The organism is Microbacterium oxydans, assembly GCF_026559675.1.
Classification (GTDB): domain Bacteria; phylum Actinomycetota; class Actinomycetes; order Actinomycetales; family Microbacteriaceae; genus Microbacterium; species Microbacterium oxydans_D.
Map to the genome: position 1 here is coordinate 2739698 of NZ_CP092891.1, position 18635 is coordinate 2758332.

Genomic DNA, 18635 nt, shown 5'->3' on the forward strand with positions numbered 1-18635 from the left:
AGACGAAGACGATAGCGAGGCTCGCGAGGCCCAGCAGGCCGATGAAGAAGATTTCGAGCGCCATGATGTCCATGTGCTCCACCTTACCGCGCCACGCCCGGGGTGAGGAGAGTCAGGAGGGGATCAGGGCCGCGAGGCCGAATCCGACCGAGATGAGCCCCATCAGCAGCAGGGCGCCGGTGACGCTGCTCGCCACCCGGAAGATGAATCCCTGCGTGCGGCCGTACCAGAGCTGCACCGCGAACGACAGCAGCACGACGCCGCCGAAGCCCACGAGCATCCAGGGGACGCGCCACTCCTCCGGGACGAAGATGCCGATCGCGACGGTCGCGACGAACGCCGTCGCCCACACGACGACCACACCGACGGATGCGTTGCGCGGTGCGAGTGCTGGTTCCGTCATGACACCATTGTTGCGCATCCGCTCCCGGTATCATGGCGGCACGACGTCGATCCGCGTCGGTGAGGAGTGCGCGTGGCCCTGGTCCTGGTTCTGACCAACGCTCCGCTCTCGGAGCAGGTCCTACCCGCCCTGGAGCTGTTGAGCCATCGTGCGCGCCAGATCCCGGCCGAGCCGTCGCAGCTCGTGAACGCCCCGGAGTACGACGTCGTGATCGTCGACGGCCGTCACGATCTGGTCGCCGCGAAGTCCCTCTGCCGTCTGCTGCGGGCCACCGGTCAGGACGCGCCGCTGCTGCTGGTGGTCACGGAGGGCGGCATGAGCGCCCTCTCCGGCGACTGGGGCATCGACGACGTGCTGCTCGTCACCGCAGGCCCCGCCGAGATCGACGCCCGCCTCCGTCTCGCGCTGGCCAGGCGCGACGAGGTCGCCGAGCCCGCGCGCGTGCAGGCGTCCGGCGTCACGATCGACGAGCAGTCCTACTCGGCGAAGCTGCGCGGCAGACCGCTGGACCTCACCTACAAGGAGTTCCAGCTGCTGCACTTCCTGGCCACCCACCCGTCCCGCGTGTTCACCCGCGAGCAGCTGCTCAGCGAGGTCTGGGGCTACGACTACTTCGGCGGCACCCGCACGGTCGACGTGCACGTGCGACGGCTCCGGGCGAAGCTCGGCGACCAGGAGCAGATCATCGGCACGGTGCGCAACGTCGGCTATCGGTTCAACGTCAACGAGGACGACAGCCTCGTCGCGGCCGGCTGAGGAACGACTCCGTTCACACGCGCGTCACCTCTCGGTGCTTAGATGTACCCCATGATCGATCCCGCACTCGCCGACGCCGGCCTCGGTGACGCCGAAGACGACGACTTCGACGCCATCGAGTCGCCCGACTCCCAGCTCCCGGACCACCGCTACCTGGATCGGGAGCTGAGCTGGCTCGCGTTCAACCAGCGCGTGCTCGAGCTCGCCGAGGATCCGTCGCTGCCCGAGCTCGAACGGGCGAACTTCCTGGCGATCTTCGCCAGCAACCTCGACGAGTTCTTCATGGTCCGCGTCGCCGGACTCAAGCGCCGCATCATGACCGGCCTCGCCGTGCCGACGAACATCGGCCGCTCGCCCGTCGACGCACTGGCCGACATCTCCCGCGAGGCCCACGCCCTGCAACTGCGCCACGCGGAGGCCTGGACCTCGCTCGTGCGCCCGGCCCTGGCCGACTCCGGCATCGAGATCACCGATTGGTCCGAGCTGACCGACGACGAGCGCTCCGCGCTGTCCGAGTACTTCCAGCTCCAGGTCTTCCCGGTGCTGATGCCGCTCGCGGTGGACCCGGCCCATCCGTTCCCGTACATCTCCGGTCTGTCGCTGAACCTCGCGATCCGCATCCGCAACGCCCGCACGGGTCGCCAGGAGTTCGCGCGCCTCAAGGTGCCGCCCATGCTCCCCCGTTTCGTGGAGGTGCCCGGTGGCGGCGAGATCAAGCGCTTCCTGCGCCTGGAGGAGCTGATCGCCAACCACCTCGGCGACCTGTTCCCGGGCATGGAGGTGCTCGACCACCACGCCTTCCGCCTCACCCGCAACGAGGACGTGGAGATCGAGGAGGACGAGAGCGAGAACCTCATCCAGGCGCTGGAGGCGGAGCTGCTGCGCCGCCGCTTCGGTCCGCCGATCCGTCTCGAGATCACGGACGACATGGACGAGGTCACGATGGACCTGCTGGTCCGGGAGCTCGACATCACCGACCTGGAAGTCTACCGCCTCCCCGGCCCGCTCGACCTGCGCGGACTGTTCGACCTCTCCCGCATCGACCGCCCGGATCTGCGCTACCCGCCGCACCTCCCCACCACGGCCGTAGCCTTCCAGCCCGCGGGTTCGAGCAACCGCGCCGACATCTTCAAGGCGATTCGCAAGTCCGACGTCCTCGTGCACCACCCGTACGAGTCGTTCACGACCAGCGTGCAGGCATTCCTCGAGCAGGCGGCCCGCGACCCGCACGTGCTCGCCATCAAGCAGACCCTGTACCGCACCTCGGGCGACAGCCCCGTCGTGCAGGCGCTGATCGACGCAGCGGAGGCGGGGAAGCAGGTGCTCGCGCTGGTCGAGGTGAAGGCCCGCTTCGACGAGGCCAACAACATCGTCTGGGCCCGCAAGCTCGAGAAGGCCGGCGTGCACGTCGTGTACGGCCTCGTCGGCCTGAAGACGCACTGCAAGCTTGCCCTCGTGATCCGCGAGGAAGAGGGGACGCTGCGCCACTACTCGCACGTCGGCACCGGAAACTACAACCCGAAGACCAGTCGCATCTACGAGGACTTCGGACTGTTCACCGCCGACGCGCAGGTCGGCAAGGACCTCACGCGGCTCTTCAACGAGCTCAGCGGCTACGCGATCGAGAAGAAGTTCAAGCGCCTCCTCGTGGCTCCGCTCCACCTGCGGAAGGGCCTCGTCCGCCAGATCGACGCCGAGCGCCGGAACGCCGAGGCCGGGATCCCCGCGCACATCCGCATCAAGGTGAACTCGATGGTCGACGAGGAGATCATCGACGCGCTCTACCGCGCGAGCGCCGCCGGGGTGAAGGTCGACGTCTGGGTGCGCGGCATCTGCAGCCTGCGCACCGACCTCGAGGGCATCAGCGACAACATCACGGTGCGCAGCATTCTCGGCCGCTACCTCGAGCACTCGCGGATCTTCACGTTCGAGAACGCCGGAGACCCGCAGGTGTACATCGGCAGCGCCGACATGATGCACCGCAACCTCGACCGTCGCGTGGAGGCGCTGGTGCGGGTCACCGACCCCGCCCACCTCAAGGAGCTGCAGGCGTTCTTCGACCTCGCGATGGACGACGGGACCTCGTCCTGGCATCTCGGCGCCGGCGGCGTCTGGGAGCGCCACGCCGTGAGCGCCGACGGCAAGCCGCTGATCGACCTGCAGGATAAGACCATGGGGTTGATCCAGCGGCGACGTCGCGCACGGGCGGTTCGATGACCGGGCGGCAGCTGCAGCTCCCGCCCGACACGGCCACGCGGCCGAAGTGGGCGGACAAGGCCGTGTACGCGGCCGGGGCCGTGGTGTGGCGCATCGTCGAGGGTAAGCTGCGGATCCTGCTGATCCACCGCACCAAGTACCGCGACATCACGCTGCCCAAGGGCAAGGTCGACCCGGGCGAGATGCTCGCCGAGACCGCCGTGCGCGAGGTGCACGAGGAGACCGGCATCCGCGTCTCGCTCGGCGTGCCGGTCGGCGTCAGCAGGTATCACCTCGCCTCCCAGAAGCAGAAGGTGGTCCACTACTGGGCCGCGGAGGCGACCGATGACGCGATCCGCGAATCGACCTTCGTGCCGAATCGGGAGATCGCGGCACTGGAGTGGGTCAGCGTCAAGAAGGCTCGCTCGCGTCTCAGCTACCCCGTCGACCTGGAGATCCTCGACTTCTTCTCCAACCTCGTCGACGACGGCGTGCTCCGCACCTTCCCCGTGATCGCGCTGCGGCACGCGAAGGCCATGTCCCGCTCGGACTGGGACCTGTCGGACGCCGCACGACCGCTGACCGACCGCGGCCGCAAGCAGGCGAAATCCATCGTCGGCCCGCTGCGCGCGTTCGGCGTGCGGAAGATCGTCACCAGTGATGCCGTGCGCTGCGTCGAGACGGTCACCCCCCTCGCGAAGGCCCTCGATCGCAAACCCGTGAAGACCGAGAAGATCAGTCAGGACGCCTGGGAGAACGGCGTCGCCGACCTGCGCAGCATCGTCGGACGACGGGTCCGTGCCGGCAAGCCGGCTGTGCTGTGCAGCCACGGACCGGTTCTCCCCGCCCTGCTGTCGGAGATCGCCCTGGCCACCGGCACCGTCCACGGCTCGTATCTCGGCAGCGCCTCGGACCTGGAGCCGGCGGCATTCTCCGTCGTGCATCTGTCGGCCACGAACCCCGGCTCGGGCATCATCGCGATCGAGACGCACATCCCCAAGGTCTGACGCACCCCTGATTTCTCGCGGGCGCACCCCAGAGAGTCGCCCGTCGTTCACCTGCCGTTCACCTGCTCGGGAGAGTCTCGTTAACCGTCGCCCATAGCGTCACTGTGTGCCCTGCACCGGGCCCCACCCATCCATGATCGAAGGATCCACAGTGAAGATCTCCCGAATCGCACGAATCGGCGCCATCGGCGCCGTGGCCGCTCTCGCCCTCGCCGGCTGTGCCGCGAACGAAGGCGGCACCGGTTCCACCGAGGAGCCCACCTCCAGCGCGGCAGCCGTCAGCGGCTCCCTGGTCGGCGCAGGCGCGTCCTCGCAGCAGGTCGCCATCCAGGCGTGGACCGCCGAGTTCCAGAAGACCAACCCCGACGCCCAGGTCGAGTACGACCCGCAGGGCTCGGGTGGCGGCCGCGAGTCGTTCCAGCAGGGCGCTGTGAACTTCGCCGGCTCCGACCGCGCGTTCAAGACCGACGAGATCGCCGCGGGCGGCTTCGGTGCGTGCGTCGACGGGTCCGACCTCGTCGAGATCCCGGCCTACGTCTCCCCGATCGCCATCGTCTTCTCGCTGGACGGCGTGGACGAGCTGAACCTCGACCCGACGACCATCGCGTCGATCTTCGCGGGCAAGATCACCAAGTGGAACGACCCGGCGATCGCCAAGGACAACCCCGACGCCAAGCTCCCCGACCTCGCCATCACGCCGGTGCACCGCTCCGACAAGTCGGGCACCACGGGCAACTTCACCGACTACCTCGCGCAGACCGCAGGTGACGTCTGGACCGCGGGCAGCGTCGAGGAGTGGCCGGCCGACCTCGCCGGCGAGTCCGCCGAGAAGACCTCGGGCGTCGCCAACGCCGTCAAGGGCGGACAGGGCCTCATCGGCTACATCGACTCCTCGCAGGCCGCCGACTTCTCGTCGGTCAACGTCAAGGTCGGCGACAAGTTCGTCCCGCACTCCGCCGAGGGTGCCGCCGCCACGCTCGACGCCTCGAAGATCGAGGAGGGCCGCACCGCCGGCGACCTCGCCTTCGCGATCGACCGCACCACGACCGCCGACGGCGCGTACCCCGTGCTCCTCGTCAGCTACCTCATCGGCTGCACCGAGTACGAGGACGAGAACGTCGCCGCTCTGACCAAGGCGTTCTTCACCACCGCGATCAGCGCCGAGGGCCAGGACGTCGCCGCGACCAACGCCGGCAGCGCCCCGATCTCGGACGACCTGCGCACGCAGGCCCAGGCTGCGATCGACCTCATCAAGTGAGTCAGTGACGGTCTCCGGGATGCCTCGCGGCGTCCCGGAGGCCGTCTGCTCGCGTCAGACACCCGATCTCCACTGAGCAGGAAGCAGCTCCCATGACAGCCACGACCTCGCCGGCGTCGACGCGCATCGTCGCGAAGAAGCGCGCCGGTGACCTCTGGTTCTCCGGCACGGCGGTCGCCGCCGGATCCATGATCATGATCACGCTGGCCGCGGTCGCGATCTTCCTCATCGTTCAGTCCATCCCCGCGTTCACGGCGACCGCTGAAGACGCCTCGCTCCTCAAGACGAACTTCTGGGACTACGTCGGCCCGCTCCTCTTCGGAACCGTGTGGGCGGCCTTCCTGGCCCTCCTCCTCGCGGTGCCGCTGTCGCTCGGCGTCGCGCTGTTCATCACGCACTACGCCCCGCGACGCCTCGCCCAGGGCCTCGGCTACATCGTCGACCTCCTGGCGGCCGTCCCCTCGGTCGTGTTCGGCCTCTGGGGCATCCTGGTCCTCGCACCCGCCGTCCAGCCGATCTACGTCTGGCTGAACACGAACGCGTCGTGGATCCCCTTCTTCGGCGGTGTCGTCTCCCCCACGGGGCGCACGATCCTCACCGCCGCCATGGTGCTCGCGGTCATGGTCGTCCCGATCATCACCGCGATCTGCCGCGAGATCTTCCTGCAGACCCCCCGCCTCCACGAAGAGGCGGCCCTCGCTCTCGGCGCCACGCGCTGGGAGATGGTGCGGATGGCCGTGCTGCCCTTCGGCCGCTCCGGCATCGTCTCCGCCTCCATGCTGGGCCTCGGCCGCGCGCTCGGTGAGACCATGGCCGTCGCCATGGTCCTCTCTGTGAGCAAGGCCGTCACATTCGAACTGCTCACCTCCACGAACCCCTCCACGATCGCCGCGAACATCGCGCTGACGTTCCCGGAGGCGTACCAGGTCAACATCAACATCCTCATCGCGACCGGTCTGATCCTGTTCGTCGTGACGTTCGCGGTGAACGCTCTCGCACGCTGGTTCGTGAACCGCCGCAAGGAATTCTCGGGAGCGAACTGACATGACCGTTACCGCCCCTGAAACGGCTCGCACGGCGAGCGCCGCTCCCACCCAGCTGTCGCTCAGCTCCGGACACCTCCCCCGCTGGGCGCCCTGGGCGCTTCTCGGTCTGTCGCTGCTGATCGGCTTCACGCCCTTCGCGCTCGAGGCCCTCGCCAGCGGATCCGACCTCAACATCGCCGGCTCCGTGGTCCTCGGCGCCGTCATCTACCTGGTGCTCATCTACGTGATGTCGCGCATCATCGAAGGCTCGCGCAAGGCCCTCGACCGCCTCATCACCGGCATCGTCACCTCGGCCTTCGCGATCGCGATGGTGCCGCTGGTCTCCGTCGCCATCACCGTGGTCGCCAACGGTGTGGCCCGCTTCGACGGGCTCTTCTTCTCCTCCTCGATGCGCGGTGTCCTGGGCGAGGGCGGCGGTGCCCTGCACGCCATCATCGGCACACTCCTGGTCACCCTCGCCGCCGCGATCATCTCGATTCCGATCGGCCTGATGACGGCCGTCTACCTCGTCGAGTACGGCAAGGGCGGCCGCATGGCCCGCACCATCACGTTCCTCGTCGACGTCATGACCGGCATCCCCTCCATCGTCGCGGGTCTGTTCGCGTACGCGTTGTTCGCGCTCATCTTCGGCCCGGGTGTCCGCATGGGCATCGCGGGCTCGGTGGCGCTGGCCGTGCTCATGATCCCGGTCGTGGTGCGCTCGACCGAGGAGATGCTGCGCCTCGTGCCGAACGAGCTCCGCGAGGCGTCCTACGCGCTCGGCGTGCCGAAGTGGCTCACGATCGTCAAGGTGGTCCTGCCGACCTCGATCGCCGGCATCACGACGGGTGTGATGCTCGCCATCTCCCGCGTGATCGGCGAGACGGCCCCGCTGCTCCTCACGGCCGGCTTCACCGACGCGATGAACTACAACCTCTTCAGCGGCCGTATGCAGACGCTCCCGGTGTTCACGTACTCGCAGTACGCCTACCAGGGCATCCCCGCGGAGGCCTATGTCGAACGCGCGTGGGCCGCCGCCCTGACGCTCATCATCATCGTCATGCTGCTCAACCTGATCGCGCGGCTCGTCGCGAAGATCTTCGCCCCCAAGACCGGCCGCTGAGCCTCGACCCGACAAGCAAGGAACCGCAGTGTCCAAGAGCATCGAAGTCAACGACCTGAACGTCTATTACGGCGACTTCCTCGCCGTGGAGGGCGTCTCCCTCGACATCCAGCCCCGTAGCGTCACGGCCTTCATCGGCCCCTCCGGCTGCGGCAAGTCCACCTTCCTGCGCACGCTCAACCGCATGCACGAGGTCATCCCGGGCGCCCGCGTCGAGGGCGAGGTGCTGCTCGACGGCAAGGACCTCTACGGCCCCGGCATCGACCCCGTGCTCGTGCGCCGCCAGGTGGGCATGGTGTTCCAGCGCCCGAACCCGTTCCCCACGATGTCGATCAAGGAGAACGTCCTCGCCGGCGTGAAGCTCAACAACAGCCGCATGTCGAAGAGCGACCAGGAAGCCCTGGTCGAGAAGTCGCTGACCGGCGCGAACCTCTGGAACGAGGTCAAGGACCGTCTCGACAAGCCCGGCTCGGGTCTCTCCGGCGGACAGCAGCAGCGTCTGTGCATCGCCCGTGCCATCGCGGTGTCGCCGCAGGTGCTGCTGATGGACGAGCCGTGCTCGGCCCTCGACCCCATCTCGACCTACGCGATCGAGGAGCTGATCGGGGAGCTCAAGAACGAGTTCACGATCGTGATCGTCACGCACAACATGCAGCAGGCGAGCCGCGTGTCCGACAAGACCGCGTTCTTCAACATCGCCGGCACCGGCAAGCCCGGCAAGCTCATCGAGTACGACGACACCACGAGCATCTTCACCACGCCGTCCGTGCAGGCCACCGAGGACTACGTCTCCGGCCGCTTCGGATGAGCTGAGCACGACGATTCAGGGCCCGGGAACTTCGGTTTCCGGGCCCTTTTCGCCTGAGCGCCTCGGAGGTGAGGCCTCAGTCGCGCGGGGAGAGCAGGTACCGGTTCAGCTCTGCCGTGAGGGCGTGGTCGACTGGGAGGGAGTCGTCGTCGACGGCGGTGATGGCCGCGGCGAGCCGGACGCTCGACACGAGCCACGCGGCATCCGCCCGCGCCAGATCGGACGCCGGGATGCGGTCGTACCCGACCTCGAACCCCTGCTCCGCGAGGTGCTCGTACACGCTGAGCTGCGTCGTGCCGTGCAGGATGCCGCCGTTGGGCGCCGGCGTGACGAAACGGTCGCCGAAGCGCAGGATGAGCGACGCGGTCGGCGCCTCGAGCACGAAGCCGTCGCTCGACAGGAAGATCGCATCGTCCGCCCCGCGACGGTGGGCCTCGCGCAGCGCGGCCATGTTCACCGCGTAGGACAGGGTCTTGGCACCGAGCAGCAGCCAGGGCGCCCGCTCGGCCGCTCCGAGGTCGTAGCCGCGGTCCAGCGTGACCACCCGCACGCCGTTCTCCCGCACCGTGGAGAAGTCGGCAGCCGGTGCCGCCGTCACCCACGCGGTCGGGGTGGGCCCGTGTTCGACGCCGCGGCTGAGGATGAGCTTGATGACGGACTCGCCCGCACCGAGCTGGGCGGCCGCGCGGTCGACGGCCTGACGCCACTGGGTGAGGTTCGGCACCGGAAGGTCGCACAGGCGCGCCGAGTGCGCGAGCCGTTCCAGGTGCGGGACGACCTCCTGCGCATGCCCGTCGACGACGCCGATCGACTCGAACACGCCGTCACCGCGCTGGGTGCTCAGCTCGCCGACGCTGAGCGCCGGAGCCGCGGCATCCACCTGCGTGAACGTGTCGGCGTAGTCGGCGCGCTGCTCCTCGGCGGCCACCGGATCGATCATGAGTGCGAAGCGCGCGGTCATGATCCGAGCCTAGAGGGCGGGAATACCCGGCGCTGCATCGCGTTACAATTGAACGGCCGGGCCGCATAACCCCGGGCTCCATTTTTTGCCGCTGCGAGCGGCCTTCCGCCGAGAGGCGTTCTTGCGGCCCGGTCTTCTCATTCCCGGACGCGGCCACGCGCGCAGCGGGTCCGCTCAGGCCAGTGCGTCCATCCGCCAGAGCACGGCGGCCGCCGCGAGATCCTGCGCATAGCTGCTCAGCCGCAGCGCCCGCGTGGTCAGCTCGCTGGCCCGTGCGGGTTCGGTCGGCTCGTAGTCGTCGGCGGCATGGGTCGCGCCCGAGGCCTGCACCCGACAGAAGGCGGCCGCGCGGTCGAGGGCCACCGCGAAGTCTCCGCGGAAGGCGCCACGGAGGATCGTGTCGATGAGGGCGACGAGCTCGTCCGGGCTCGCCGGCACCGGTGCCCCGGCGATCACGGCGTCCGCCGACGGCAGCTCGACCCGTCCGCGGTCGTACAGCAGAGCGGCCGTGCGAGGGTCGGCGTGGATCGCGAGCTGCAGCACGTACAGCCGCCACAGGGATCCCGGCAGCGTGCGGGACGGGGCCTTCGACCACAGCTCGGCGATCTCGTCGATGCCGTGCTCCGCGGTGAAGGCGACCAGCCGCTCGGCGCTCGCCCCGCTCTCATCCGCGCGGACACGGGTCAGCAGAGCGGAGGCGGTGGCATGCGCCACCCGCGTCTCCTCGGCGGGATCGTGCGCACCGACGATGTTGTCGAAGGCGCTCGTCGGTCGTCGCACAGGGCGGTGGTGCTGCTCGGGCATCCCTCCAGGGTACGCGCGATCAGCCGTGCTCAGGCGGTGGGGATGACGATGACCGGGTCGGTCGTGGGCTGCCCCGTCGGCGAGCCCCCGGCCTGCTCCACCGTCACCGCGATCGCGTCACCGGCCTGCATGTCACCCGCGAGGAGCGCCGTGGCATCGCCGCCGTCGACGTCGAAGACCCCCGCCGAGACCGGAGCATCGCCACGCACGAACCACAGCTCGTACGTCTGCCCCTCACCCGGGTTCGGGAGGCCGTCGGCGACCAGCACGGCCTTGCCGGCGGAGGCCGACCAGTGCGCGGTCGCGGTGCCCCCGTCGTCGAGGGCGACGGTCGCCTGCTCGGCGTCTCCGGCCGACTCGATCTCCTGTAGCGCGACGACGCTCGCGGGACGGTTCAGCTGCTCGTTCAGGGTGACCGCGCCGATGCCCACGCCCACCAGCACGGCGAGGCAGGCGGCGAGCGCGAAGACGGTCCGCGCCCAGCGGCGGGGCTTCGGGACGGCCTCGTTGGTCGGCTCGTCGGCCGACTCGTCGGCCGGCTCATCGGTCGGCGATGTCAGCGGGCCCCCGTCATCCGGCTCCGGAACGACGGACTGCGGTGTCTCGGCGATCTGCGCGAGCAGCGCCGAGCGGAGGTATGCGGGCGGCGGGGTGGGCGCGGCGGTGTCGGCGAGGAGACCCGCCACAGCGGCATCCGCCTCGGCGATCGACCGCCACTCGGGGTGCTCGGCGAGCGCTGCGCGGAAGCGGCGCTCGTCGTCCGCCGAGAGCGAGTGCAGCGCGGCACCTGCCGCGAGCTCTGCGAAGTCCTTCTCGTTCATGCCGTCACCCCCATCGCCGTGCGCAGACGGGTGAGCCCGTCTCGCATCCGTGTCTTTATCGTCCCCAGCGGCGCCCCCACAAGGGCCGCGATCTCGTTCTGAGAGTAACCGCCGTAATACGCGAGGACGAGTGCTTCGCGCTGTACCTCGGGAAGCCCCGAGAGTGCATCCACGACCTTCTCGCCTTCGATGCCCAGTTCCACCTGCTCCGCGACACTGTCGTGCGCGACGCCGATGTCCTTGAACCCCGCCCGCACATCCCGGTCGGCGCTCGACTGCGATGCACGCACCCGATCGACGGCCCGACGATGAGCGATCGTCATGATCCACGCTCGTCCCTGTCCTCTGTTCGGAGCGAAGCGCGAAGCGGATTGCCAGATCTCCAGGAACACCTCCTGGAGCACCTCCTCGCTCTGTGCGCGGTTGACCAGCACCCGGAGGATGAGGCCGAACACGCGGGAGGAGAGGGTGTCGTAGAGGGCCGCGAAGGCACCCTGATCACCGGATGCGACGCGGACGAGGAGGTCGGCGACAGCATCCTGCGTCGCTCCGTCCTCGGGAACGTCGAATCCATCGATGACCATCTCCACCAGCATGCCGTATCTCCTCCCCGATCGCGCGCAGACGTCACCCGAACGTGAAGGAATAGACCTGGATGCCGGCCGGCACCTCGAGCGTGAGGGCGCCCTCGTCGATGTCCTTCTGCTTGAGCAGCTCATACGAGCGCGGTGTCCCGTCGATCGCGATCGTCTCCTTCGAGCCGTCGTCGCGCCGCACCACGATGTCACCCGTTCCGGCGACCACGATCCGGACCTCGGCGGCGTGGTACTCGAGGTTGATCTCCCCGTCGCCGCCCTCCGGCGTCGCGTACTGCGTCTCGATCGTCCAGTCGCCGTCGAGGGCGAAGCTGTCGGCGGGCTGATCCTTCGGGAACGCGTAGGTGTTCGTCCCTCTCCGGTACTCGCCACCGCCGCCGTAGTTCACGTCCTTGGAGGATCCGAGGAAGGTCTCCCTGGTCGTGGATCCGACGTCGGGGGTGTCGTCCGCGACGTCCGTCGCCGCCGGAAGCTTCACGGACGGGTCCGCATCCTTCAGCAGCTCGCGGATCATGGACTCGGTGGCGGCGTAGTTGCCCTCGCCGAACGAGATGTGGCGGACGGTGCCCTCCGCGTCGATCAGGTAGTGGGCGGGCCAGTACCGGTTGCGGTAGTTCGTCCACGTCGACAGGTTGTTGTCCAGCGCGACGGGATAGTCGATGCCGAAGTCACGAGCACCGGCGGCGACGTTCCCGGGATCCTTCTCGAACGCGTACTCCGGAGAGTGGATGCCGATCACCTGGAGCCCCGCATCGCGATAGGCCTTGTCCCAGGCCACGACGTGCGGCAGCGACCGCTGGCAGTTGATGCAGGAGTACGCCCAGAAGTCGATCAGGACCACCTGTCCGCGCAGATCCTTCAGGTCGAGGGCCTCGCCGTTCGGCGTGTTGAGCCACTCCTGGATGCCCTTGATCGAGGGCGCGGTGCCGCACGACTCGAGCTCCTCCGCGCCGTTGGTGCACTTGTCGAGGTCCTTGTTCTCCTCGTTGACGAGTCCGCCGAGATCCAGCGCGTCCTTCACCTGGTCGGAGTCGGCGATCTGCTCCTGCAGGGGCGCGGTGTAGTCGGGAAGAAGCCGCTGCAGTGCCTGCGGCACGTTGAAGACCAGGCCGACGGCGAGCGCGATCATCGCGATGCCCGCGGCGATGCGGAGTCCGCGCTCCTTCGACCGGAAGGAGCGGATGCGCTCGACGACGCTGCGACCGGCGAGCGCGAAGATGAGCAGCGGCACCGCCACGCCGATCGCGAAGGAGACGGTGAGCAGCACGGTGCCGATACCGATCTGTCCCGTCGAGCCCGCGACGATGATGGCGGCCAGCACCGGGCCGGCGCAGGGGACGAACACGGCGCCGAGCGCCAGGCCGACGCCGAAGCCGCTCCCCCGGTTCTTCACCTCGCGCTGCCCGAACCGCTGGAAGGGACGCTCGAGGATGTGCTGGAAGCGCGGCACGATGAGGCCGACGCCGATGATGACCAGGACGGCGATGCCGACCCAGCGGATGATGTCCTGCGGCAGGTTCAGCAGTCCGAGCAGCAGGGACCCGCCGAGCGTGACGAGCGTGAAGCTCAGCACCAGCCCCGCGATCACGAAGTAGGGCCGGCTGCGTCGAGCGGGCACCACCTCGTCGTCGTACTTCGCGGACTGCGCGCCACCGGTGAGGAAGATCACGGGAAGCACGGGCAGGATGCACGGCGAGATGCCGGTGATGAGCCCGCCGAGCAGGCCGATGATGATCAGGTCCATGAGGTCCCCACTTCTGTCAGGAGCTGTTCGCTCCGGGGGCGTCATCGGATTGGATCCGAACGGATTCGGAGATTTCTCAGATTTCTCCCATCCGATCCCGAGAGTGCTCCGAACAGCCCTCGACGCCACGGAGAGGCCGTGGCTCAGTTCTGAAGGAGCTCGACATGTTCAGCACCAAGAAGAAGGTCACCGCGGCAATCACCCTCGGCCTGGCGAGCGCGTTCCTGCTCTCCGCCTGTTCCATGGGCAGCGGCAGCACCACGGACGATTCCACCGAGACGAAGGCTCCCGAGACGTCGGAGTCGACGCCCATGGAGATGGACCCGGCCGCGAACCTCGTCGGCCCCGGCTGCGCGGCCTACGCCGACGCCGTGCCGGACGGCGCAGGCTCGATCCAGGGCATGTCCCAGGACCCGGTCGCCGTCGCCGCATCCAACAACCCGCTGCTGACCACGCTGGTCGCCGCGGTGAGCGGAAAGCTCAACCCGGACGTCGACCTCGTCGACACGCTCAACGGCGGCGAGTTCACGGTCTTCGCACCGGTGGATGACGCCTTCGCGAAGATCGACCCCGCCACGATCGAGGCCCTCAAGACCGACAGCGCGACGCTGAGCTCGATCCTGACGTACCACGTGGTCCCCGGCCAGATCGAGCCCGCCGACATCGCCGGCATGCACACCACCGTGCAGGGTGCCGACCTCGAGGTCACCGGCAGCGGCGACGAGTGGAAGGTCAACGACGCCAACGTCATCTGCGGTGGCGTGCAGACCGCGAACGCGACCGTGTACCTCATCGACTCGGTCCTGATGCCCCCGGCTGAGTAAGCACGGGATGGCCGGGTGGGAGGACACCCGGCACGCGCCCTTCTCGGGAGCAGGGGGAGGATCTCCGGGAAGGAAAGGGGCCGTCGGCGGTGCTGTGCCGCCGACGGCCCCTCGTCGTGCGCACTAGACTTTCCTGCAGGGGCCTCTAGCTCAGTTGGCAGAGCATCGGACTTTTAATCCGCGGGTCGTGGGTTCGAGCCCCACGGGGCCCACCGCAGCGCGTCGCCGGTCACCCCGCGGCGCGATCTCTCTTCGTCGTTCCGGGCGAGTAGTGTGCACCTCATGGGAACACTCGAGTACAACAGCGCTCGCCCGCCGATCGACGTCGACGACATCACTCTGGCGCACCTGAAGATCGTGATCGGGACGAAGCTGCGTCGCCATGAGAGCTTCATGATGACCTGGCTGTCGGACGAGAGGAACCCGGCCGGCCGCCTGACCATCTGGATGCACCCGAGCATCCCTCTGGTCTTCGCCTTCGAGAACGCCAAGATGCCCGTGATCGACACCAAGCGGATCGAGCACATGATGGAGAACCTCAACGCGCGCGGAGAGCTCGTCCTCGACCAGCTCGGCTGATCGCCCCGCGCCTACTCCCCGCCGCCGGAGTTGCCGGCGAGAAGCTCGTCGCGGATCTCGGCCACGCCCGAGGGCAGCGATTCGCCTTCGAGCTCGAAGGTCGGTGCATCCGGTGTGCCGCCGATGGCGCACACGGCCACGCTGTCCTGGTCGCCCAGCGTCTTGGGGATGACCACGAACCAGAGCGACACGTCGGCGAGCCACTCGGTGGTCGCCATGTCGGCCAGATACTTCGCGTCCGGTGCGAGCGCACGGGTCCGGTCGGTGCAGAGCGTCACGAGCTGACTCGTCGTGAACTTCGCCGCGGGCTCGGACGGACCCGGTGTCGCCGTCGCCGTCTCGGTCGGCGTCGGGGTGGGAGCCGGCGTCGACGAGGTCGCGGACGGAGTGGGGGTCGGAGCCGGCTCGGGAGCGCAGCCTGCGAGGAGCACGAGGATCGGCAGGAGGACGAGGGCGGGACGGAGACGCATATCTGGATGCTACTGATTCGCCGCCGGTTCCCTTGTATCACCACCCCTCCCGATCGGCCACCCCCTTCACTCCCTCCGTCGATCGGGAGAGGGTCGAGATGTCCCCGAGAACGGCGGACGACCCTCGACGAAAGGATGAATCATGACTCTCACCGGCAACCGAGTGGCGTTCCTCGCGACGGACGGCTTCGAGGACAGCGAGCTCACCAGCCCGTGGGATGCCGTGACCGCAGCAGGAGCGAGCGCGACGCTGATCGCCCCCGACGGCGCGGCCATCACCGGCAAGAACGGCCACGAGCAGGCCGTGGATCTCCAGGCCGCCGATGCGTCGGCCGATCAGTTCGATGCCCTCGTGCTCCCCGGCGGCGTCGTCAACGCCGACCATCTGCGTCTCGACAAGCCCTCCATCGCCCTGGCCCGAGCCTTCTTCGAGCAGCACAAGCCGGTGGGCGTGATCTGCCACGGCGCCTGGATCCTCATCGAGGCCGATGTCGTCGACGGTCGGACGCTCACCAGCTACCCGAGCCTGACCACCGACCTCCGCAACGCCGGAGCGACCTGGGTGGACGAGGAGGTCGTGGTGGACGAGGGCCTGGTCTCCAGCCGCACGCCCGACGACCTGCCGGCGTTCAACGCGAAGCTCGTCGAGGAGATCGGCGAGGGGAAGCACTCCGGCCAGACCGCCTGATCTCCGGGGGGGAACGTCAGGCGCGGGCCCGGTGCCGTCGGACGGCCGCCCGATTCGCGCAGCGCACCGAGCAGAAGCGCTGACGGCCGTTGCGGGTCACGTCCGCGACGACGTTCGTGCACGGTGCGGCCTGGCACCGGCCCAGCCTGCTCATCCCCCGCGTGACGAGGTGCAGTGATGTGCCGAGGCTGATGATCGCTCGCAGCACGTAGGGCAGCGACGGAACGTCGTCGCGGTAGTGGAGGTGCCAGCCCTCGCCGTCGTGGTTCGTCAGGCGCGGATAGGCGGCCGCGGCGGCGAGCTGGGCGTTGAGGAGCAGCGCCCGCGCGTCGGGATCGGGCTCGTCGACGATCGCGAGCCAGTCGTCGATGACGGCGCGCACCTTCTCGTGATCGTCCGGGGCCGGCGGGAACGTCTGCGTCATCCCGAGTGCGAGGGTGCGCTCCTCGATGCCGGCGCGGTCCTCCGGCCAGTCATCTGCCAGCGAGGCCGCGAGCAGCACCGCGTATTCGCCGTAAGGGTTGAGATGCATAAGACCATTACATCACGCTGGATGCATGACCTCGCTGAACACCCTCCCGATCCCCCGCATCCGGCCCGCCACGCAGACGCACGAACACGCCTGGCTCATGGAGTCCCGGCATCCGACGAGCGAGGGCACCGTGCTCTATGTGCGCTGCGACGAGTGCGGCGCCCGTCGCGTCGACGTGCAGACGCACCCGCATATGCCACCGCTCGCGCTGAGCACCGAGCTGGGTGCCACGCCGCGCTGATCCGAGCGACCTCTCAGGCGTCGACGACATCGCCGTTCGGGGGAAGCCATCGCCCGCCGTCCGGCCGCACGAAGACGAGCGGGACACCACGTGCCTCCGCCGTCAGCGAATCCGACACCTGCACGTGCACGTGCGGCTCGGTGCTGTTGCCCGAGTTGCCGCACTCCCCCAGCAGATCACCGACCCCCACCTCCTGCCCCTGGCCCACCCGGACGCTCCCTCGCCGCAGGTGCGCGAGGAGCACCACGGCACCGCCGATACGGATCGCGACGTGATTCCCCGCGATCGCCGGAGCCCCGCCGCGGATGCGCGAGCGCTGACTGAGCGCGTAGGCCAGGAGCGACAGCGGGGATCGACGTGCGACGTGGTCCACCTCGCCGTCATGGGCCGCCAGGATCTCGCCCGCGACCGGGCTGAGGATCGGCCGCCCGAACCCCACGAACGACTCCGGCGCCTCCGTGCCGATCAGGCTCGACACCCCGCGCGGCGCGCTGCGCCCATCCGCCCCCACGGGCACGAAGTCGATCGCGTGCGACGTGCCGAACAGGTCGGTGCCGTGGCTCGGGATGCGGGATGCGGGACTGTTCTGCACCAGCCACCGCCCGGCGAAGGGCAGCACCAGCTCGACCGCGTCCGGCGCGCTCACCCGGTCAACTCGATGAGCGTGCGGGTCGTCCGGAGGTTTCGCGCCGTTCCAGCCACTCCGAGCGCACGGTCCAGCACCGTCTTGGTGAGCTTCGTGGAGTGCACACCGCCGGCGCCGTAGTCGATCCACAGGTCGTTCCCGATGAGCGCGAGACGCTCCGCCGGGAGAAGCCGCTGCTCGAGCGCCTCGACCGCATCGGGCGAGGGCGGCCCCTCCAGGAACATCGCGTGCACGAACTTCACGTCACCCTCGGGGAACGGCTGCGCCGACTCGGACGAGACCAGCTGCGCATGGCTCCGGTGGATGACCGGGGTGTCCACGCCGAATTCGTCGTGGATCACCGCGCGCACGACGGCACAGGCGGCGTCCGAGTCCGGGGGCGTCCGACAGATGATGTTGCCGCTGGCGATGTAGGTCGACACGTCGGACAGGTCGGTCTCGGCGGCGAGGACCTCGCGGAGGCGGGCCATCGGGACGCGGTTGCGGCCGCTGACGTTCACGGCCCGCAGCAGCAGGACGCTGCGGCTCACGCGTCGACGCTCTCGACGAGCTCCGCTCCCGCGTGCACAAGTTCGGCCAGCGCCGCCTCGCTCGGCTCCTGGGCCACGCCTGCGACGAGGTCGGTGAGGATACGGACGCGGACACCGTGCGCGATGGCGTCGAGCGCGGAGGCGCGGACGCAGTGATCCGTCGCGATGCCCACGACGTCGGCGCTCAGCACACCCGCAGCGGTCAGGATCGCGCCGACGGTCTCCCCCGCCTCCGTCTCACCTTCGAACATCGAGTACGCCGGCCGACCCTGGCCCTTGCGGACATGATGCGTCACGGACGTGGTGACCAGGAGCGGATCATACGCGGCGCCGTCGGTGTCGGCGACGCAGTGCACCGGCCAGGAATCGACGAAGTCGGGGGTCTCGGCGAAGTGTCCGCCGTTGTCGCCGTCGGCATCGTGCCAGTCGCGCGAGGCGATGATCACCTGATAGTCCGCGGCGTGCGCGGCCAGGAACGTCGTGACGGCGGTGGCCACCGCATCACCGCCCGCGACGGCGAGTGCGCCGCCCTCGGTGAAGTCGTTCTGCACGTCGACGATGAGAAGCGCTCTGCTCATGCTTCGAGGGTACGCCGTCGCAACAGGAAAGGCCCCCGGATCACC

General features: G+C 68.9%; 22 protein-coding genes and 1 tRNA gene. 12 read left to right on the forward strand and 11 right to left on the reverse strand.

All coding sequences use genetic code 11. The features are described from left to right. Positions 1–112: 112 nt before the first annotated feature. The gene (locus MME74_RS13210; RefSeq protein WP_267415517.1) at positions 113–403 is read right to left on the reverse strand and encodes a hypothetical protein; all 291 of its coding nucleotides are present in this window, start codon (positions 401–403) and stop codon (positions 113–115) included. A gap of 72 nt (positions 404–475) precedes the next feature. Between MME74_RS13210 and MME74_RS13215 the strand changes: the two genes are divergently transcribed. The 7 genes from MME74_RS13215 (at position 476) to pstB (ending at position 8576) form a co-directional block, all read left to right on the forward strand. After that, complete coding sequence (locus MME74_RS13215) at positions 476–1159, forward strand: winged helix-turn-helix transcriptional regulator (RefSeq protein ID WP_267415518.1); 684 nt, start codon at positions 476–478, stop codon at positions 1157–1159. A gap of 51 nt (positions 1160–1210) precedes the next feature. Next, positions 1211–3376, forward strand: coding sequence for an RNA degradosome polyphosphate kinase (locus MME74_RS13220; protein WP_267415519.1), 2166 nt, complete (start codon positions 1211–1213; stop codon positions 3374–3376). Continuing rightward, positions 3373–4362 (forward strand): NUDIX hydrolase, encoded by a 990-nt coding sequence (locus MME74_RS13225; protein WP_267415520.1) that lies wholly within the window; start codon positions 3373–3375, stop codon positions 4360–4362. The genes MME74_RS13220 and MME74_RS13225 overlap by 4 nt, the downstream gene beginning before the upstream one ends. 151 nt (positions 4363–4513) lie before the next feature. After that, positions 4514–5620, forward strand: coding sequence for a phosphate ABC transporter substrate-binding protein PstS (pstS, locus tag MME74_RS13230; protein WP_267415521.1), 1107 nt, complete (start codon positions 4514–4516; stop codon positions 5618–5620). A gap of 92 nt (positions 5621–5712) precedes the next feature. After that, complete coding sequence (gene pstC / locus MME74_RS13235; protein ID WP_267415522.1) at positions 5713–6663, forward strand: phosphate ABC transporter permease subunit PstC; 951 nt, start codon at positions 5713–5715, stop codon at positions 6661–6663. A 1-nt stretch (position 6664) separates the two neighbouring features. After that, on the forward strand, positions 6665–7768 hold the full coding sequence (gene pstA / locus MME74_RS13240) for a phosphate ABC transporter permease PstA (RefSeq protein ID WP_267415523.1): 1104 nt from the start codon (positions 6665–6667) through the stop codon (positions 7766–7768). A 28-nt stretch (positions 7769–7796) separates the two neighbouring features. Next, complete coding sequence (pstB, locus tag MME74_RS13245; RefSeq protein ID WP_267415524.1) at positions 7797–8576, forward strand: phosphate ABC transporter ATP-binding protein PstB; 780 nt, start codon at positions 7797–7799, stop codon at positions 8574–8576. A gap of 76 nt (positions 8577–8652) precedes the next feature. On the opposite strand, the gene MME74_RS13250 is transcribed toward pstB, so the two are convergent. From MME74_RS13250 to MME74_RS13270, 5 genes are all read right to left on the reverse strand, one after another. Beyond that, a complete protein-coding gene (locus tag MME74_RS13250) occupies positions 8653–9537 on the reverse strand; it encodes an aminodeoxychorismate lyase (RefSeq protein ID WP_267415525.1) in 885 nt (294 codons plus the stop codon). Positions 9538–9711: 174 nt separating this feature from the next. Further along, positions 9712–10341, reverse strand: coding sequence for a DNA-directed RNA polymerase subunit beta (locus tag MME74_RS13255; protein WP_267415526.1), 630 nt, complete (start codon positions 10339–10341; stop codon positions 9712–9714). 29 nt (positions 10342–10370) lie between these two features. After that, a complete protein-coding gene (locus tag MME74_RS13260; RefSeq protein WP_267415527.1) occupies positions 10371–11162 on the reverse strand; it encodes an anti-sigma factor in 792 nt (263 codons plus the stop codon). After that, on the reverse strand, positions 11159–11758 hold the full coding sequence (sigK, locus tag MME74_RS13265) for an ECF RNA polymerase sigma factor SigK (protein ID WP_267415528.1): 600 nt from the start codon (positions 11756–11758) through the stop codon (positions 11159–11161). The genes MME74_RS13260 and sigK overlap by 4 nt, the downstream gene beginning before the upstream one ends. A gap of 31 nt (positions 11759–11789) precedes the next feature. Further along, positions 11790–13502, reverse strand: coding sequence for a cytochrome c biogenesis protein DipZ (locus MME74_RS13270; RefSeq protein ID WP_267415529.1), 1713 nt, complete (start codon positions 13500–13502; stop codon positions 11790–11792). Between the two features lie 164 nt (positions 13503–13666). Here MME74_RS13270 and MME74_RS13275 point away from each other — a divergent pair, with 164 nt between their 5' ends. The 3 genes from MME74_RS13275 to MME74_RS13285 all read left to right on the forward strand — a co-directional run bounded on the left by MME74_RS13275 (position 13667) and on the right by MME74_RS13285 (position 14905). Then, positions 13667–14326 (forward strand): fasciclin domain-containing protein, encoded by a 660-nt coding sequence (locus tag MME74_RS13275; RefSeq protein ID WP_267415530.1) that lies wholly within the window; start codon positions 13667–13669, stop codon positions 14324–14326. Between the two features lie 139 nt (positions 14327–14465). Further along, positions 14466–14538, forward strand: a tRNA-Lys gene (locus MME74_RS13280). 70 nt (positions 14539–14608) lie between these two features. Further along, positions 14609–14905, forward strand: coding sequence for a hypothetical protein (locus MME74_RS13285; RefSeq protein ID WP_267415531.1), 297 nt, complete (start codon positions 14609–14611; stop codon positions 14903–14905). 11 nt (positions 14906–14916) lie between these two features. Here the strand turns inward: MME74_RS13285 and MME74_RS13290 are convergent, their stop codons facing one another. Continuing rightward, entirely contained in the window at positions 14917–15375 is a 459-nt protein-coding gene (locus tag MME74_RS13290; protein ID WP_267415532.1) for a hypothetical protein, read from the reverse strand. 142 nt (positions 15376–15517) lie between these two features. Between MME74_RS13290 and MME74_RS13295 the strand changes: the two genes are divergently transcribed. Further along, entirely contained in the window at positions 15518–16063 is a 546-nt protein-coding gene (locus MME74_RS13295) for a type 1 glutamine amidotransferase domain-containing protein (protein ID WP_267415533.1), read from the forward strand. Between the two features lie 16 nt (positions 16064–16079). Here the strand turns inward: MME74_RS13295 and MME74_RS13300 are convergent, their stop codons facing one another. Beyond that, positions 16080–16595: a CGNR zinc finger domain-containing protein gene (locus MME74_RS13300; protein WP_267415534.1), complete on the reverse strand. Its 516-nt coding sequence runs from the start codon at positions 16593–16595 to the stop codon at positions 16080–16082. A gap of 25 nt (positions 16596–16620) precedes the next feature. Between MME74_RS13300 and MME74_RS13305 the strand changes: the two genes are divergently transcribed. Continuing rightward, positions 16621–16836 (forward strand): hypothetical protein, encoded by a 216-nt coding sequence (locus MME74_RS13305; protein ID WP_267415535.1) that lies wholly within the window; start codon positions 16621–16623, stop codon positions 16834–16836. Positions 16837–16849: 13 nt separating this feature from the next. Here the strand turns inward: MME74_RS13305 and MME74_RS13310 are convergent, their stop codons facing one another. Genes MME74_RS13310 through MME74_RS13320 form a run of 3 tightly spaced genes read right to left on the reverse strand, consistent with a single transcriptional unit; the run spans position 16850 to position 18590 of the window. Beyond that, the gene (locus MME74_RS13310; protein WP_267415536.1) at positions 16850–17482 is read right to left on the reverse strand and encodes a M23 family metallopeptidase; all 633 of its coding nucleotides are present in this window, start codon (positions 17480–17482) and stop codon (positions 16850–16852) included. Continuing rightward, on the reverse strand, positions 17479–18012 hold the full coding sequence (locus tag MME74_RS13315) for a DUF1697 domain-containing protein (protein ID WP_267415537.1): 534 nt from the start codon (positions 18010–18012) through the stop codon (positions 17479–17481). Before MME74_RS13315 ends, MME74_RS13310 begins: the two co-directional genes overlap by 4 nt. Beyond that, entirely contained in the window at positions 18009–18590 is a 582-nt protein-coding gene (locus tag MME74_RS13320; RefSeq protein ID WP_267415538.1) for an isochorismatase family protein, read from the reverse strand. The genes MME74_RS13315 and MME74_RS13320 overlap by 4 nt, the downstream gene beginning before the upstream one ends. Positions 18591–18635: the final 45 nt, after the last annotated feature.

Excerpts from the sequence above, each read along its gene's own strand:
- MME74_RS13275 (WP_267415530.1), top strand. The coding sequence starts at position 13,667 with ATGTTCAGCACCAAGAAGAAGGTCACCGCGGCAATCACCCTCGGCCTG.
- sigK (WP_267415528.1), bottom strand. The coding sequence starts at position 11,758 with ATGCTGGTGGAGATGGTCATCGATGGATTCGACGTTCCCGAGGACGGA.
- MME74_RS13260 (WP_267415527.1), bottom strand. The coding sequence starts at position 11,162 with ATGAACGAGAAGGACTTCGCAGAGCTCGCGGCAGGTGCCGCGCTGCAC.
- MME74_RS13225 (WP_267415520.1), top strand. The coding sequence starts at position 3,373 with ATGACCGGGCGGCAGCTGCAGCTCCCGCCCGACACGGCCACGCGGCCG.
- MME74_RS13270 (WP_267415529.1), bottom strand. The coding sequence starts at position 13,502 with ATGGACCTGATCATCATCGGCCTGCTCGGCGGGCTCATCACCGGCATC.
- MME74_RS13250 (WP_267415525.1), bottom strand. The coding sequence starts at position 9,537 with ATGACCGCGCGCTTCGCACTCATGATCGATCCGGTGGCCGCCGAGGAG.
- MME74_RS13290 (WP_267415532.1), bottom strand. The coding sequence starts at position 15,375 with ATGCGTCTCCGTCCCGCCCTCGTCCTCCTGCCGATCCTCGTGCTCCTC.
- MME74_RS13210 (WP_267415517.1), bottom strand. The coding sequence starts at position 403 with ATGACGGAACCAGCACTCGCACCGCGCAACGCATCCGTCGGTGTGGTC.
- MME74_RS13285 (WP_267415531.1), top strand. The coding sequence starts at position 14,609 with ATGGGAACACTCGAGTACAACAGCGCTCGCCCGCCGATCGACGTCGAC.
- pstA (WP_267415523.1), top strand. The coding sequence starts at position 6,665 with ATGACCGTTACCGCCCCTGAAACGGCTCGCACGGCGAGCGCCGCTCCC.
- MME74_RS13305 (WP_267415535.1), top strand. The coding sequence starts at position 16,621 with ATGACCTCGCTGAACACCCTCCCGATCCCCCGCATCCGGCCCGCCACG.
- MME74_RS13300 (WP_267415534.1), bottom strand. The coding sequence starts at position 16,595 with ATGCATCTCAACCCTTACGGCGAATACGCGGTGCTGCTCGCGGCCTCG.
- MME74_RS13295 (WP_267415533.1), top strand. The coding sequence starts at position 15,518 with ATGACTCTCACCGGCAACCGAGTGGCGTTCCTCGCGACGGACGGCTTC.
- pstC (WP_267415522.1), top strand. The coding sequence starts at position 5,713 with ATGACAGCCACGACCTCGCCGGCGTCGACGCGCATCGTCGCGAAGAAG.
- MME74_RS13255 (WP_267415526.1), bottom strand. The coding sequence starts at position 10,341 with ATGCCCGAGCAGCACCACCGCCCTGTGCGACGACCGACGAGCGCCTTC.
- MME74_RS13320 (WP_267415538.1), bottom strand. The coding sequence starts at position 18,590 with ATGAGCAGAGCGCTTCTCATCGTCGACGTGCAGAACGACTTCACCGAG.
- MME74_RS13220 (WP_267415519.1), top strand. The coding sequence starts at position 1,211 with ATGATCGATCCCGCACTCGCCGACGCCGGCCTCGGTGACGCCGAAGAC.